The organism is Leptolyngbya sp. NIES-2104, from assembly GCF_001485215.1.
Taxonomy (GTDB): Bacteria; Cyanobacteriota; Cyanobacteriia; order Leptolyngbyales; family Leptolyngbyaceae; genus Leptolyngbya.
In genome coordinates, this window is the sequence record NZ_BBWW01000001.1 from 5,198,357 (window position 1) to 5,213,562 (window position 15,206).

At 47.9% G+C, this 15,206-nt stretch carries 14 protein-coding genes; 7 read left to right on the forward strand and 7 right to left on the reverse strand.

All coding sequences use genetic code 11. The features are described from left to right. Positions 1-39: 39 nt before the first annotated feature. Both NIES2104_RS24930 and NIES2104_RS24935 read right to left on the reverse strand, forming a co-directional pair. Positions 40-300 (reverse strand): type II toxin-antitoxin system ParD family antitoxin, encoded by a 261-nt coding sequence (locus tag NIES2104_RS24930; RefSeq protein WP_059000919.1) that lies wholly within the window; start codon positions 298-300, stop codon positions 40-42. 89 nt (positions 301-389) lie between these two features. Further along, positions 390-2,087: an ATP-binding protein gene (locus tag NIES2104_RS24935; RefSeq protein ID WP_059000920.1), complete on the reverse strand. Its 1,698-nt coding sequence runs from the start codon at positions 2,085-2,087 to the stop codon at positions 390-392. A gap of 128 nt (positions 2,088-2,215) precedes the next feature. Here NIES2104_RS24935 and NIES2104_RS24940 point away from each other — a divergent pair, with 128 nt between their 5' ends. From NIES2104_RS24940 to NIES2104_RS24960, 5 genes are read left to right on the forward strand one after another with little or no spacing between them, the layout of a single operon-like run. Continuing rightward, positions 2,216-2,506, forward strand: a complete 291-nt coding sequence (locus NIES2104_RS24940; RefSeq protein WP_059000921.1) for a type II toxin-antitoxin system Phd/YefM family antitoxin — start codon at positions 2,216-2,218, stop codon at positions 2,504-2,506. Further along, complete coding sequence (locus NIES2104_RS24945) at positions 2,499-2,768, forward strand: type II toxin-antitoxin system RelE/ParE family toxin (protein WP_059000922.1); 270 nt, start codon at positions 2,499-2,501, stop codon at positions 2,766-2,768. Before NIES2104_RS24940 ends, NIES2104_RS24945 begins: the two co-directional genes overlap by 8 nt. 55 nt (positions 2,769-2,823) lie before the next feature. Next, entirely contained in the window at positions 2,824-4,134 is a 1,311-nt protein-coding gene (locus NIES2104_RS24950; protein WP_059000923.1) for an aminopeptidase P N-terminal domain-containing protein, read from the forward strand. A gap of 4 nt (positions 4,135-4,138) precedes the next feature. Next, positions 4,139-4,774, forward strand: a complete 636-nt coding sequence (locus NIES2104_RS24955; protein ID WP_059000924.1) for a Uma2 family endonuclease — start codon at positions 4,139-4,141, stop codon at positions 4,772-4,774. Positions 4,775-4,779: 5 nt separating this feature from the next. Continuing rightward, positions 4,780-5,037 carry a TIGR03643 family protein gene (locus NIES2104_RS24960; protein WP_059000925.1) on the forward strand — a complete coding sequence of 86 codons (258 nt, stop codon included), beginning with the start codon at positions 4,780-4,782 and terminating at the stop codon, positions 5,035-5,037. Here NIES2104_RS24960 and NIES2104_RS24965 read toward each other — a convergent pair. Both NIES2104_RS24965 and NIES2104_RS31965 read right to left on the reverse strand, forming a co-directional pair. Next, a complete protein-coding gene (locus NIES2104_RS24965; RefSeq protein WP_059000926.1) occupies positions 5,032-9,456 on the reverse strand; it encodes a PAS domain S-box protein in 4,425 nt (1,474 codons plus the stop codon). The two genes, NIES2104_RS24960 and NIES2104_RS24965, sit on opposite strands and share 6 nt — an antisense overlap. Positions 9,457-9,517: 61 nt before the next feature. Further along, positions 9,518-9,667, reverse strand: coding sequence for a hypothetical protein (locus NIES2104_RS31965; protein WP_156427041.1), 150 nt, complete (start codon positions 9,665-9,667; stop codon positions 9,518-9,520). A 38-nt stretch (positions 9,668-9,705) separates the two neighbouring features. Between NIES2104_RS31965 and glpX the strand changes: the two genes are divergently transcribed. Both glpX and NIES2104_RS24975 read left to right on the forward strand, forming a co-directional pair. Further along, positions 9,706-10,743 carry a class II fructose-bisphosphatase gene (gene glpX / locus NIES2104_RS24970; protein ID WP_059000927.1) on the forward strand — a complete coding sequence of 346 codons (1,038 nt, stop codon included), beginning with the start codon at positions 9,706-9,708 and terminating at the stop codon, positions 10,741-10,743. A 309-nt stretch (positions 10,744-11,052) separates the two neighbouring features. Further along, entirely contained in the window at positions 11,053-12,339 is a 1,287-nt protein-coding gene (locus tag NIES2104_RS24975; protein ID WP_059000928.1) for a glutamyl-tRNA reductase, read from the forward strand. 256 nt (positions 12,340-12,595) lie between these two features. On the opposite strand, the gene NIES2104_RS24980 is transcribed toward NIES2104_RS24975, so the two are convergent. The 3 genes from NIES2104_RS24980 to NIES2104_RS24990 all read right to left on the reverse strand — a co-directional run bounded on the left by NIES2104_RS24980 (position 12,596) and on the right by NIES2104_RS24990 (position 15,169). Then, the gene (locus tag NIES2104_RS24980; protein WP_059000929.1) at positions 12,596-13,336 is read right to left on the reverse strand and encodes a hypothetical protein; all 741 of its coding nucleotides are present in this window, start codon (positions 13,334-13,336) and stop codon (positions 12,596-12,598) included. Between the two features lie 76 nt (positions 13,337-13,412). Then, positions 13,413-14,090, reverse strand: coding sequence for a 5'/3'-nucleotidase SurE (gene surE, locus NIES2104_RS24985; protein ID WP_059000930.1), 678 nt, complete (start codon positions 14,088-14,090; stop codon positions 13,413-13,415). Beyond that, positions 14,090-15,169: an ATP-dependent 6-phosphofructokinase gene (locus NIES2104_RS24990; protein WP_059000932.1), complete on the reverse strand. Its 1,080-nt coding sequence runs from the start codon at positions 15,167-15,169 to the stop codon at positions 14,090-14,092. The genes surE and NIES2104_RS24990 overlap by 1 nt, the downstream gene beginning before the upstream one ends. Positions 15,170-15,206 lie beyond the last annotated feature (37 nt).

The window sequence follows — 15,206 nt, forward strand, 5'->3', positions numbered from 1 at the left end:
TCGAACAAGTTTACGGCTCGATCGCATCACAACGACTCATCATCGATCGCATCTCTGCTCAAGTCTCTCCAGAAGTTGATTCACAAAAGTTTCTCCATCCAGAGTCTCTCCACGTTCAAGTGCAGCAAAACCTTCATCGATTTTTGCCTGTGTTTCCTCAATCCATGCTTGCTCCTCCTGTTGGGCTTTCTTCAGCAATCGCAGCGCAACCTGGATGACTTCTTCAGATGTGCTGAATTGACCTGTTTCTAGAAGAGACTGCACGAGGCTTTCTTGTTCTGGTGTGAGTGTGATGCTCATATTTTTCGATCGCGCTTTTTCTCATGATACGCTCGATCTAAAGCAGACGATTGCTCACGATCGAACAAATTCAACAGCTACGATCGCAGCTAGAATCCTAAATCAGCCTTGGCAGCCTCAGCCGCTCGAAATACTTCCACGTCAGGGAGTTCTTCCCAAGCTGTGTCTCCGATCTCGCTGTAAAACGTTTCATCATAGGGGCGAGTCCGAACGACGACAGGCATCGGAACCGCATGACCGAGGATTAATGCTTGTTGTTTGGAGTCGAGTTTGGCAAGTACCGATCGCAAACTTTGCCCTCCAGATACTCCCGTAAAAATTGCATCAATATCTTTCTCATCATTCAGTAGTGCTGTGATGCGGGTTCCAATCTGTGACATGACTTCGTTATCAATGCCAGAGGGACGCTGATCGACGACTAGCAGCGTAACAAAGTACTTTCGCATCTCACGGGCGATCGTGCCAAAAATAGTTTGTCCCACAGTCGATGGATCGAGGAATCGGTGGGCTTCTTCGATCGTGATTACTAACTGTGTGGGTCGATCGCTAATTTCTTTCGTTTGCAAAAATCGCTCAGCTTTTCGGACATAAGCTTGGTGAATTCGTCGAGCAATAATGTTGGTCGCCAACATATACGATAGTAGATTCGACTGTGAGCCGAATTCGATCACGACGTGCTTTCCGCTCTCGATACATTCAAGGATCTGGCTGACATAGTTATGTGGGCAGCTATTCCGAATGTACTTTAGCTCATCTAAGCGGTTTAATTTCCGCTGAAGTGCCATGATTGAGGACTTACTACCCATCTTCGTTTCGCAAAACTCTTGGATTTCACCATTGCTCATTGTGAGAAGACGATTGATCCAAGCTTTGCCGAATTCGTTGCGGAGAATAATCGCGTTTTCTAGTGCAGCTTCAGATAGATTTAGCTCTCCACGGACTAGCATTAGATCTTCAACATCAATTTGATCATAGCTAACATAGAGTTCTTGAGCATCCCGAACGCCGCGACGCTTGGTAGAATCTGGATCGAGCGTGAAGATTTGCACCTGTCCAGGAAACAATTGTCGCAAGCCTTTTACAGTGCTGAACTGTTTACCTTCGCGGGTTGCTTCCCAGCCGTATTCTGAGTGCATATCGAAGATGAGATTTACCGCAGCTTGTTTGCGAACAATGCCTGCGAGTAACAATCGGGTGAGAAAGGATTTTCCAGTACCAGATTTGCCGAATACGCCGTTACTGCGTTCGACAAAGCGATCGAGATCTAAACAAATCGGCACCTCCATATCGATCGGTTGTCCGATCGCGAAATTGCGTCGGTGCGGATCATCTTCCCAACCGAATACGGCGCGGAAATCTCGCTCACTCGCGTCATACACTTGGCTGAAGTGGCTGGGAATCGTTTTGACGGGTAAAAGCTCGATTCCTTCACTCGAATTCGCTTCAAACGATGCCAGCTTTGAGGAAGTTTTCTTCTTAACAGGCTGATCCGTTGGAGTGAACATCAGCATCGGAGAAAGCTCGATCGTGCCGTAGGTTCCGCTACCTGCAATCACTTCTTGCAAAAATAAATTCGTTGGCTCTGGGGGATTAGCGATGATGCGCTGGCTGGAAGTTCCGAGAGAAACATCGGTCAGCATACAGAAAAAGCGCGATCGCGTTCCCTGCACGACTAAGAATTTTCCGACTCGCATTTCTTCGACCGACACATCCGGATGCAGTCGAACTTCTAATCCTTGGCTCAGAGATCCTTGAATCACTGACCCTAATGGCTTCTCTAGATCCATAACCCAGCCTAAAGCAATTGTTCTATCTTAGTGCAGCTTGAATCAGGTGTACTAAAATCACGAAGATTTGCACTGGAAGAAAATGCGATCGCACGTACAATTGAAGAACGATCGTTGGAACTTTAATCATGACTAAAGTTGAGGCAGAACAGGCACAAGCCCAATTCTCTGAGCTAATTTCTCGCGTCGAACGAGATAAAGAGAGAATTGTCATTGAACAATCCGGGCAGGCGGTTGGAGCGATCGTTAGCTACGAAGATTTAAAGCGTCTAGAAGCGTTGGAAGATGCAAAAGAAATTGCTGAAGTGAATCGCATTAAAGCAGAGAATGAACCGTTTGTCAGCTTAGAAGAAGTGGTGCAGCACTACAACGACCTGCATGGCACAGCGTTCTCGATCGAGGAACTCAAGCATGGCTGAACGGTTTGCGATTCGGCTATCGAAGTCTGCTGAAAAGTTCTTGTACAAACTACCCGCAAAACAGTTCAAACAAATCACGACGAAAATATTTTCACTTCAAATTGAGCCAAGACCGCAAGACTGCAAGCTGCTCAAAGGGCAAGAGGGTTTGTATCGTGTTGACCAAGGGGAATACCGAATCATTTACGAAATCACAGACGACACGATTGAAGTCTTTCGAGTGGGTAAACGTAACGATGACGAGGTTTACGAGAATCTGTAGCCATCTGTGATATGAGCATAGAATAGAGCATGTTTATCCTTTACGTTTTAGATTCATGCTCCATTCCGAATTTAAGCAACGCCGCGATCGCTTTCTGTCCAAAATCGGCAACGGAACTGCAATTTTCCGCAGTGCGCCGCTTGCCGTGATGCACAATGATGTAGAGTACAATTTTCGCCAAGATAGCGATTTTTTCTACCTTACAGGATTTAATGAAGCGGATGCAGTCGCGGTCTTTGCGCCTTGGCATGAAGAGCATAAATACATTCTGTTCGTGCAGCCGAAGGATCGCTTGAAAGAAACTTGGACTGGGTATCGGATCGGAGTCGAGGCGGCAAAAGAAAAGTATGGAGCCGATGTTGCTTATCCGATTACAGAATTGGATGAGAAACTCGCGCAGTATGTGACCAAAGCAGAACGGCTTTACTATCACTTTGGACGCGATCAGGGATTTAATAACCGAATTCTCAGACTGTGGCAGCGTTTCATCGCTCTGTATGACCGGAATGGAGTAGGACCAAGCGCGATCGAAGATCCCAGTTTCACGCTTCATCCAATGCGGGTTGTGAAGAGCGAATACGAACTCTCTGAGATGCGAAAAGCCGTGGAAATTGCGGCAGAAGCTCACAATCTCGCGCTAGAGATTCGCAAGCCTGGACTGTATGAATATGAAATTCAGGCGCAAATGGAGCATTTATTCAGGCTGCGAGGGGGTCAAGGAATTGCTTATCCGTCGATCGTGGCTTCGGGGCACAATTCTTGCATTCTGCACTACACGGAAAACGATCGACAAATGCAAGACGGTGAACTGTTGCTGATTGATGCAGGATGTTCCTATAACTATTACAACTCAGACATCACTCGGACTTATCCAGTGGGTGATAAGTTTACTGAGGAGCAGCGGATTTTGTATGAATTGGTGTTGAAAGCGCAATTGAGCGCGATCGAGCAAATCAAAGCTGGAAATCCTTGGAATCAGTTTCACGACACAGCAGTGCGAGTGATTACAGAAGGATTGATGGAGCTGGGTTTGCTGCAAGGAGATATCGAGGAAATTATCAAAGAAGAGAAGTACAAAGCTTTCTTTATGCACGGAACTGGACATTGGCTCGGTTTGGATGTTCATGATGCGGGAGCGCGGAAGATTGGTGAAACTTGGTTGAACTTCCAACCGGGGCAAGTGATTACGGTTGAACCGGGAATTTATATTCGATCGGACTTTGAACCTTTAGAAGGACAGCCTCAAGTGCCGGAGCGCTGGCGTGGAATTGGTATTCGGATCGAAGATGATGTGTTAGTGACTGAAACTGGAAACGAAATTCTTACAGCAGCGATTCCGAAATCGATTGAAGCAATGGAGCGATAAGGAGATGTTTGCACTCGTCTCACGCGATCGAATTGAACTTCCACCTGGTGCAGTGATGCGGCTTCTGGGAACTTGGCAAGATTACATCACTTTGAGTGAGCAACGAGGAGACGGATCGATCCCTCGAATGAAGTATCGAGATGGAGAGATTCTATTGATGTCACCGCTCCCGATTCACGGACAAGGCGTAAGTCTACTAGGCGATATCGTAAAAACAATTCTGGATCATTTAGGACAGGAATACAATGCTTACACACCTGTCACCATGACCTTGCCAGAAGCGTATGGAATTGAACCAGACATCTGTTTTTACATCGACAATTGGCAGATCTCGTCTGGTAAAGAGCGGATTGATTGGCAAGTTGATCCGCCATTTGATCTAGTGATTGAGATGGATGTTACTAGCTACAGTAGCGCGGATGACTATCTACCGTTCAAAGTACCAGAAGTGTGGATGTTTAAGAAAAAACAGCTTCGGATTTATGGCTTAGAGAATGATGCTTATATCCCTCAAGAACGAAGTCGCTTTTTCCCAGAGATGCCAATATTTGAGGTTGTTGCAGAATGCGTTCAGATCGCGTCTGAGCGCTCAACCAGTGCAGCAATTCGCACTCTAAGACAGAGATTGAATCGGGAGTAGAAACAATGAAACTACCAGAGTTAGATAGTGAAACGATCGATAGAATTCTCGAAATGGCTTGGGAAGATCGGACTCCGTTTGAAGCGATCGAACTTCAATTCGGACTCGATGAACAACAAACGATCGCACTGATGCGGCGAGAGATGAAAGAATCGAGCTTCAGAATGTGGCGTGAACGAGTCACCGGGCGGAAAACGAAACATCTGAAGCAGCGGGATTTTATCGAAGGACGATTTCGATCGCAAAATCAAAAAGGATCATAGTCGATCGCGAAATTTCGCCACTTCTTGAATTAAACGATCAGGATCGATCGGTTTGGCTAAATGTGCTTGAAATCCGGCTTGGAGTGCTCGTTGTTGGTTGAAATCTCCCGCATAAGCAGTTAAAGCGATCGCGTTTACGGTTCTGCCTTGATTGCGGATTTGCTGAATCAACATATAGCCATCCATATTGGGCATTCCAATATCGCTGACGAGCACATCAAAGCGCGATCGCATCAATTGAGAAAAGGCTTCAGATCCCGATCCTGCCATTGTGACTTGTGCCCCTGCTTGCTCCAAAACAAATGCAATAAATTCACGCGAATCCTGTTCATCATCGACGATCAACAATTGCAGTCCGTTGAGATCATTCGGATCTGTTTGATCGATTGATTCACTGATTCTAGATTGAACATTGATGAGCGGGAGCATCACCGTGAAAGTGGCTCCGAGTCCTTCACCGTCGCTGGTTGCGCTGACTGTACCACCGTGGAGTTCGACTAAATGGCGTACGATCGCAAGTCCCAATCCTAAGCCACCAAATTTACGGGTCGTAGCTCCATCTTCTTGCCGGAAGTATTCAAATACATGCGGAAGAAAGTTCGGAGAAATGCCCTTTCCGGTATCGGTGATTGTGATTTGGGCTTGATTGTTTACAGATTCAAGCCGAACAGTGACGCGCCCGCCTTGAGGGGTAAATTTCACAGCATTGGAGAGCAGATTCCACACGATTTGCTGAAGGCGAGTGGCATCACCCGATACTTCTCCCACTTCGGATAACTGCACATCAAGTGCTATCTGTTTACTCTCGGCAGCGAGTCGAACCGTCTCGATCGCGGATCGAATCATCATGACGACATTCACCGATCGAGCCGTTAGACTGAGTTTTCCTTGCAAAATGCGGGCAACATCTAACAGATCTTCGACGAGTTCAGATTGCAGTTGAGCATTGCGCTCGATCGTTTCTAGCGCATGAGCCGATCGCTCTGGGCTGAGGTTGCCCGTTCTGAGAATCTTTGTCCAACCGAGGATTGGATTGAGCGGCGATCGCAGTTCGTGAGATAGTACCGCGAGAAATTCATCTTTCATCCGGTTCGCTTGTTCGGCGGCTTCTCGTGCGGCTTGTTCTCGCTGTAACACTTGTTCGCGATCGCGCTCTAGTTCAACTCGATCGCTAATATCCGTTGAAACGCCAATCAATCCAATGATGTCGCCTACTTCGTTGCGCTGTGGTGCTTTGATGCTGAGAAAAGTGCGAACTCCGACCGTTTCTTCGATCGCTTCCATTTTGCCAGAAGTCAGAATGCGCTGATCGGTTTCCATAATTGGATCAATGTCTGCTGAAAACAGTTCTTGATCAGAGTGCCCTATTACTTCAACAGCAGATTTACCAAGAACATCGAGCGCGGCAGGATTCGCATAGACATAGCGTCCTTGCCGATCTTTCATAAACACTAAGATCGGTGTCGCTTGATTGATTAGCTCTAAAATCGCCGTTCTTTGTTCTAGTGCTTCCTCGATCTGCTTGCGCTCTGTGATATCAGTACAAAGATTGACGACTCCTTCAGCGGTCGGATAAATGCGATTTTCAAACCAACAATTCCAAGTTGGATAATAGTACTGGAACTGAACCGCAACGCGATCGCGCATCGCTCGTTGGACTTGATGCCAAAATTCTGTTTCAACTAAGTCCGGGAAAAGCTCCCAGAAGTTTCTCCCGATGATTTTCTCATAGGGTTGTCTCAGGCTTAGGGCTGCTTGAGCATTAAGGTAACTCACGTTCCAGTCAAAATCGAACATGACAAAATCCTCGCGAATACTCGCCAAGGTATCTTGTAATCGAGCTTCGACGGCTCGGAGTTTTTGCACAGCCCGATCGCGTTCTAGATACGCCCAGATTCGCGTGGTTAACTGTTGTAATAGTTCAATCTCATCGGTTCGCCATTGATACGGCTGATCATGATGCAGCACGATCGCGAACTGAATACCATCATCGCTGACAAAGGGAGCATTCAGAAATGCACGAACATTGATCGCTTGATATTGTTCTGCAAACGGAGCCGTCCGAGGATCGCTCACGACATCATCAATTACAACAGGATGACTATCGATCATGCGTTCCCAAAGTTCAAGGGCGGCGAATTCTTCCACGGGATATTCTCCCACTAAACTTGCTGCCGCTTGATCTCTACGCCAATCGTGATAGATGACTGCAACATCAATACTCGAATCAAACTTGGCAAACGCACAATTGGACACAGCAAAGAATTGACCAATTTTTTCGCTCAACACTTGCATCATCTCGGATTCGCTGCGTTCGATCGTCAACTCTTGACTGATTTCAGCTAAGAACACCGTATGCTGCTCACGTCGCTTGGTTTCGGTGATATCGGTCGAAGTGCCAAACCAGCGGAGAATGTTTCCTGCTTCGTCTTTGAACGGTTCAGCCCGAATTAGAAACCAATGATAGTCTCCAGTTTGATGATTTCGCATTCGAGCTTCAACGCGGTAAGTCGATCGCTGCTGAAACGCGATCGTCCATTCCTCATACACACGTGCTCGATCGTCGGGATGAATTACCGATTGCTGAATTCCTGGAGTCGCATTTTCTTCTAGAGTCAGCCCCGAAAATTCGATCCATTGCTGATTGACATAGCTTGTTTTTCCATCAGCATCTGTGACCCAAACGATTTGTGGCAACGATTCTGCCAACAATCGGAATTCAGCTTCTTGACGACAAACCGCGAGTTCTGCTTCTTTGCGATCGTGAACATCAAGCGCTATCCCGATCCAATAGTCGATCGCACCACTCTCATTACGAACCGGAGAAGCGCACGTGTATAACCAGCGATACTCTCCATCGGCTCGAAGGTACGGCACTTCGAGTTCATATTTATTGTGATTCTGCAACGAATCCATCCAAGCCGTATAAGTGCGATCGCGATAATTGGGATGAATTAAATCCGCCCACCCATATCCCTGCAATTGTTCTAGCGATCGACCTGTAAAATCGAGTCCCCACTGATTGCAATACTCGATCAAGCCGTTGGGATTGCTAACGTAGACAATTTGCGGTGAGAGTTCGGTCAAGGCGCGATATCGCGCCTCACTTTGACGAATTGCGGCTTCTGCTCGTTGGCGATCGGTGACATCCTGATAAATCACCATAATGTCCTGGACAGTGCCTTGATTGTCATACAGTGGAGCGGCGGAAACGCTCACATTCACGATCGCGCTATCCTGCTTCGATCGATAAGTTTCAACGCCGAAAAATGTTTCTCCCCGAACTACTGCGGCTCTAATTTTCTGACATTCTTCGAGTCGATCGGGTGGAACGATCGGAATCGGTTGACCTAGCACTTCTGCGGCTGTCCATCCAAAAACCTTTTCTGCGGCAGGATTCCAAAGCTTCACACAATTATCAGGTTCAATCACCACGATCGGTAACGGAGACGCATCAATCAGAGTACTCAAAGTGTGATTGGTGCGCTGGAGTTTTTCTTGAGTTTGCTGATTTTTCGCAAAAACGCGATCGCGCTCAAACACAATACTGGCAACCTGAGCGCCAAATGCCGCTACCTGATGTTCCCAGTCGCTCGGCATTCGTGCTTGATCAAAACACAGCATCAACGATCCAAGCGGTAACTGATCAATCCCCATGACAGGCTCAGAATGACACGCCAAAATTCCATGAGCGATACATAACTGTCGCCATTCTTCCGACCAGCGTTCATCGTGTTGCACATCCGTACACGCGATCGGCTGTCCTCGATAAACGGCTTCTCCACAAGTGCCAATACACAGATCATTAATTGGAGCGTCTTTCAGTCCCGCTCCGAATGAAGGCGGCAAACTCGGAGTAATCGATCGCGGAAAACTTTTGCGCTCCGCATCGGTCAGCAGAAAGCAGGCACGAATTCCGGGATTGAGTCGAGCGATCGCATCACACACGGCGCTCAGACACTCATCGAGCGATCGACCAGACGCAATCAATTCCAGCAGTCGATTTTGTTCGATTAACATTAACTGCGATCGTTCTGGGCGTTGAGTCGTCGCCGGACGAAGCGTAACGACCACCGCATAAGGTGTTTCAAACTGAAATAATGGAATCGCCTCGACTTGAAGCCAGATTAGATCGCCCGTCGGCTGATAAAAGCCCATGATGGCTTGATGCGGCTGTCCGGTTTTGAGCGCCACGCTCGACGGGTAATCTTCGGGCGGAAACGTTTTACCCGCTGCATCGATCGTTTGCCAAGGCGGATCAGTCGGAGTCGTCCCGATTAATTGCGTCGCTGTATATCCTAGAAGCTGTTCAACTCCAGCGTCACAAGCTTGCACTCGACCATCGGCAAGTTGAAGCAGCGTTCCCACTTGGAGAACAGAGGAGGTCGCTAGACTGCGGGCTTCTACTTGTTGAGTCATGATTTCAAGCGCATAGACAAACGAGCTAGCGCGATCGCAACTCGCGCTCCTTATCTAAGCTCTACCGAATGAGAGAAACAGTCATCTGTCTCACGAGTGAGGTACTGCAAATCGCGTCCGCTCTCAAAATCGCTTGACCAAACTTAATAAACCAGCGATCGCGAATGGAAAGAACCGCCTTTTGGTAGGATTGATAACTGAGATTGCCCATGAAAACGGCGATAAATCAGCAGTTGGAGGACTTATTTCGTGGAAAACACGCTTGGTTTAGAAATTATTGAAGTCGTGGAACAGGCGGCGATCGCCTCGGCGCGTCTCATGGGAAAAGGCGACAAGAATGAAGCCGATCGAGTCGCAGTAGAAGCAATGCGGGAACGCATGAACAAAATCTACATGCGCGGTCGGATCGTGATCGGAGAAGGGGAACGTGACGATGCCCCGATGCTGTACATCGGTGAAGAAGTGGGAATTTGCTCACAGCCGGATGCCGCAACTTTCTGTAACGTCGAGGAATTGATCGAAATCGACATCGCAGTTGACCCTTGTGAAGGTACGAACCTGTGCGCGTACGGTCAGCCTGGATCGATGGCAGTCTTGGCAATCTCCGAAAAAGGCGGCTTGTTCGCGGCTCCTGACTTCTATATGAAGAAACTCGCGGCTCCTCCGGCTGCAAAAGGCAAAGTCGATATTAATAAATCGGCAACCGAGAACCTGAAGATTTTATCGGAGTGCTTGGATCGCTCGATCGATGAATTGGTCGTGGTCGTGATGAAACGCGATCGACACAAGGACTTGATCAAAGAAATTCGGGAAGCAGGTGCACGAGTTCAACTGATTAGCGATGGAGATGTCGGCGCGGCGATTAACTGCGGTTTCGCTGGAACCAACATTCACGCGCTGATGGGCATCGGTGCGGCTCCTGAAGGGGTGATTTCTGCGGCGGCGCTTCGCTGTTTGGGCGCACACTTTCAGGGTCAGTTAATCTACGATCCTGAAGTGGTACAAACCGGACTCATCGGAGAAAGCAAAGAAGCGAATATCAATCGCCTCAAGGAAATGAACATCACCGATCCGGACAAGGTTTACTCTGCCGAAGAACTCGCATCCGGTGAAACCGTCTTGTTTGCAGGAACAGGAATTACTCCGGGCAACATCATGAACGGTGTCCGATTCTTCAAAGGTGGCGCGAGAACTCAAACCTTGGTTATTTCTAGCCAATCGAAGACGGCGCGATTTGTGGACACGATCCACATGTTTGATCAACCGAAGATCGTTCAATTGCACTAACTAGGATGTTTAGAGAGTGTGGAAAGTCTCTCCGCTGCGTTGCGCTCTCGCCCTGAAATGAATTTCGGGCTAATGGGCGAAAGTCTACTGAAGTAGACTAAGAGCAAGTTTCGAGTTCTTAGTTCATTTCTAATGGACTTGCGTCGATTAGCCCGAAATTCCATTTCAGGGCGGGGCAGGGCAACGACGAAGACTTTTCAAACATCCTCTAAAACCGGAACAAGGTGAGAGAGAATGAAAGAGAGCGTTGGCTTTCATTCTCTCTTCATCGTCCTTCACCTTGATTGATTTATTAGAGCGCTTTTTAATATGAACATTGCTGTTGTTGGGCTAACTCACAAAACTGCACCCGTCGAAGTTCGTGAGAAACTGAGCATTCCTGAACCCGTTTGTGATAAAGCGATCGCACAACTTTGTAGCTACCCGCACATCGAAGAGGTAGCCGTTTTGAGCACCTGCAATCGTCTGGAACTCTATCTCGTGACTTCTGACACGGAACAGGGAATCCGCGAAGTCAATCAATTTTTATCAGAACACAGTAAATTGCCGAGTTCTCGTCTGCGTCCTTATCTGTTCACGTTGCTGCATCAGGATGCTGTGATGCACTTGATGAGAGTGGCATCGGGACTCGATAGCTTGGTGCTCGGTGAAGGTCAGATTCTCGCGCAGGTAAAACAGTGTCACAAGCTCGGACAACAGCATCGCGGTATTGGGCGCGTTTTGAATCAATTATTTAAGCAAGGCATTAGTGCAGGAAAGCGAGTCAGAACCGAAACCAGCATCGGAACGGGTGCGGTGTCGATTAGTTCTGCTGCGGTGGAATTGGCACAGATGAAAGTCGATCAGCTTTCGGATCAGCGCGTGACGATCATCGGTGCGGGCAAAATGTCGCGCTTGTTGGTACAGCATCTCTTGTCGAAAGGCGCGACGAATATTGTGATCTTGAATCGATCGATGGATCGCGCTCGTGAACTAGCGAATCTGTTTCCGGATGCGCCTCTGCGACTATTACCGATCGCAGATATGATGGACGCGATCGCACAATCGGACATTGTATTTACGAGTACTTCTTCGACCGAGCCGATTCTCGATCGAGCGAATCTCGAACCCGTACTTGATCCGAATCAGCCGCTGATGGTAATTGATATTGCCGTTCCGCGAAATGTAGCAGCCGATGTGAACGAGTTGCCGACTGTTCGAGCGTTCAATGTCGATGATTTGAAAGCGGTAGTCGCGCAGAACCAAGAAAGCCGTCGTCAAATGGCAATGGAAGCAGAAGCTTTACTCGACGAAGAAGTGGAATCATTTGAGGCTTGGTGGCGATCGCTGGAAACGGTTTCGACGATTAGCTGTTTGCGCGATAAAGTCGAAGCAATTCGGGCACAGGAATTAGAGAAAGCCTTGTCAAGATTAGGAACTGAATTCGGCGATCGACATCGCGAAGTGATTGAAGCACTTACCAAAGGGATCGTAAATAAGATTCTGCATGATCCGATGGTACAACTGCGATCGCAGCAAGATATCGAGGCGCGACGACAAGCGATGGAAACGTTGGAACTGTTGTTTAATCTCGATCGACAACAGGCAGGGGTTTGATTTGGAGCGGTCTGTGAGCTTTTCAGACCTGTTGCCCTCACTCCAAGGCGTGTTTTAGAATCCTTCGCTTCGTTCACTCCCGCCCCGGAATAGAATTCGGGGCTAATCGTGCGAAGTCCGTTAAAACCGACTAAAGACGCTGAATTTATCTCTTAGTCCCCTTCAGTAGACTTCGTTCTGTTAGCCCCGAATTCCATTCCGGGGCGGACGGACAACGAAGCGAGAAGGCTTTAAACACACCCGATATGTCTCAACGTTACTGCGACACGGTTTGAAATCCCGTTTCTCTCAGAACCTCGGTGCCACCTTGCCGAACAATCAGCGTCGTTCCTGAAGTCGTTGGACGATCGCTAATCGGAGACTGAACCGCGTAAGTGTAATTGCCATTTTGCCAAGCCGTCACAACTACACCATTTCGAGCACTAGTCTTACCTTGGGTTAAATTGATACATTTCCCTTGGGCATCACAACCGCGATAGGTTGCATTGCCCGTATTATTGACCCCAGACCAAGCCTTTAGATTCCCGATCGTAATCGTCCACTGCCCATTTGTGAGCGTTTGTGAATCTGATGTAGGCGCATTCACCAGTTCCAGACTCGTCACCACGACCCCGCTCGTACCTTGCTCGTAAACGGGGCGAACTTTCTGATTGAGAAAGGCACTCTGATTGTCGCAGGTTGCTAAACTGGTCGGAGTTGCAAACCGCTGGCTATTCGCACCTTCGAGCGTCAGCGTACAGCTTGAATTCTTAAGTTTTAACTGTCTGACTGTTGCAATCTCTGGAAGATTGTTCGATCGATTACTTGTCGGATTAGCTGCGATCGCTTCGGTCTTTGTTGGAGTCGTATCAGGCTGAGATACTGTGTTACTCGTTGCAACTGTGGGGGTCGGTTCTTGAGCGGTTGTAGTTTGAGCGGCATTGGTTTGAGCATTGCCACAGCTAATGAGACTGACAGAACAAGATGCGATCGCAGCAAATAAAAGTAGCTTTTTCATGATGGTGAGTGCCTCTCGATGTGTGTTGTGAAGCCAGCTACAGCAACTCGAAAAGCAATTCCCGAAACAGAAAATACTAAACTTTCAACCGAGTGATCGCAATCTGACCTGATAAACAGATATCCACATCAGAACCTCGATCGCGCTTGCGGGCGGCATACTTACCACAGTAATAAAATTCATCACCTTCGATCCGAAAATCACTCGGTAGCGGCTGTGTACAAGGCTCACAGAAAATCATCTCAGGATCAGGTGCATCTGGTTCCACATACGGAAGATTCACATTCCAGTAAGTTCCTGTCTCATAAGGTCGATCGATTAATTCTTGCAATACTTTTGCAGCTAACTGAGTCGATCGATCCCAATCGACCGGAATTCGACCTTTCTTATACTGCGAAATTGCAATTCCTGGAATTCGGTGAAATGCTGCTTCTCGAACGGCTGCAACTGTTCCAGAAATATAAACATCAACGCCCAGATTGCCACCCGAATTAATACCAGATAAAACCAGTTTAGTATCGGGAAAAAGATAGTTCAACGCAAGCCGACTACAATCTGCTGGAGTTCCCCCGATCGCAAATTCTCGATCGCTGCGTTTCTCGACTCGAATCGGCTGCGTCGTCGTTACTTGATGACCACAACCGGAATAATGACCACTCGGAGCAACCAAAATTCCGGTTCCATTCATCGCCTGCATCAATGCACGAATTCCGGGTGCATCAATGCCATCATCGTTTGTCAAAATAATCGTCATCAGTCTCCCAAGTAGATCCCTAATCCGCGTGCAGTTTTCACCAGTGTACTTTCTGGATCAACCACACAATACCGCGCAATTGCATTCTGAATTGGAACATCGATCACTCGTCGATCGTGCCATCCCACCATGCGATCGAACTTTCCTTCTGCAATCAGATCCACTGCTGCAACTCCGAAGACAGACGCGAGTAAGCGATCGAGCGGTGACGGGGTTCCACCTCGCTGAACATGCCCTAGAACCATCACCCGCGTTTCGGCTCCATTACAAGCATGAATACTATCTGCTAAGTATTGTCCAATCCCACCATATCGCTGTTCTCCGTGAGCATGAACACAGCTAATCGCATCCCCCGATTCAGTTTTCACTGCTTCCGAAACAATGATCAATGAATAGTTCTTGCCTTGGGCTTGTCGCTCATCTAATCTGCGACAGAGATTGCTAATCTTGTAGGGAATTTCAGGAATCAAAATCACATCTGCACCGCCAGCAATTCCAGCACTAATCGCAATGTGTCCCGCATCGCGTCCCATCACTTCGAGAATCATCACTCGTGAATGACTCGCTGCTGTGAAATGCAATCGATCGAGCGCTTCGGTCGCAATGTTCACAGCGGTATCAAAACCAATCGATCGCTCTGTGATGTCAACATCGTTATCGATCGTTTTCGGAATGGTGACGAGATTCATTCCGCCTTGTTGTGCTAACTTGCGAAGAATCGCCATACTTCCATCGCCACCGATTCCAATCATCGCATCGAGTCCTAACATTCGATAGCCTTCGATGATTTCTTCAGAGCGATCGAGAATTTGTCCATCAGGCATCGGAAACGCAAACGGATTACCTTTATTGGTCGTTCCTAAAAAGGTGCCGCCGTGGGTGAGACTGCGATCGACTTTCTCAATTTCTAGCGGTGTAAACTCTGGGGGTCGTGCCATCAATCCATTCGTAGCGCGAGAAATTCCGAGCACTTTCCAATCGTATTCAGTCGCCCGAAACACAACCGCTCGAATTACCGCATTCAGTCCGGCACAATCGCCACCGCTGGTTAAAATTCCAATCCGTTTGACTTCGCCCATAATCTCATACACTGAATAAGCTGTGTGAGTGTATTAC

Coding starts and splice junctions, on each gene's coding strand:
- NIES2104_RS24975 (WP_059000928.1), top strand. CDS start 11,053: ATGAACATTGCTGTTGTTGGGCTAACTCACAAAACTGCACCCGTCGAA.
- NIES2104_RS31965 (WP_156427041.1), bottom strand. CDS start 9,667: ATGGGCAATCTCAGTTATCAATCCTACCAAAAGGCGGTTCTTTCCATT.
- NIES2104_RS24940 (WP_059000921.1), top strand. CDS start 2,216: ATGACTAAAGTTGAGGCAGAACAGGCACAAGCCCAATTCTCTGAGCTA.
- NIES2104_RS24955 (WP_059000924.1), top strand. CDS start 4,139: ATGTTTGCACTCGTCTCACGCGATCGAATTGAACTTCCACCTGGTGCA.
- NIES2104_RS24950 (WP_059000923.1), top strand. CDS start 2,824: ATGCTCCATTCCGAATTTAAGCAACGCCGCGATCGCTTTCTGTCCAAA.
- NIES2104_RS24935 (WP_059000920.1), bottom strand. CDS start 2,087: ATGGATCTAGAGAAGCCATTAGGGTCAGTGATTCAAGGATCTCTGAGC.
- NIES2104_RS24945 (WP_059000922.1), top strand. CDS start 2,499: ATGGCTGAACGGTTTGCGATTCGGCTATCGAAGTCTGCTGAAAAGTTC.
- NIES2104_RS24990 (WP_059000932.1), bottom strand. CDS start 15,169: ATGGGCGAAGTCAAACGGATTGGAATTTTAACCAGCGGTGGCGATTGT.
- NIES2104_RS24930 (WP_059000919.1), bottom strand. CDS start 300: ATGAGCATCACACTCACACCAGAACAAGAAAGCCTCGTGCAGTCTCTT.
- NIES2104_RS24965 (WP_059000926.1), bottom strand. CDS start 9,456: ATGACTCAACAAGTAGAAGCCCGCAGTCTAGCGACCTCCTCTGTTCTC.
- surE (WP_059000930.1), bottom strand. CDS start 14,090: ATGACGATTATTTTGACAAACGATGATGGCATTGATGCACCCGGAATT.
- NIES2104_RS24980 (WP_059000929.1), bottom strand. CDS start 13,336: ATGAAAAAGCTACTTTTATTTGCTGCGATCGCATCTTGTTCTGTCAGT.
- NIES2104_RS24960 (WP_059000925.1), top strand. CDS start 4,780: ATGAAACTACCAGAGTTAGATAGTGAAACGATCGATAGAATTCTCGAA.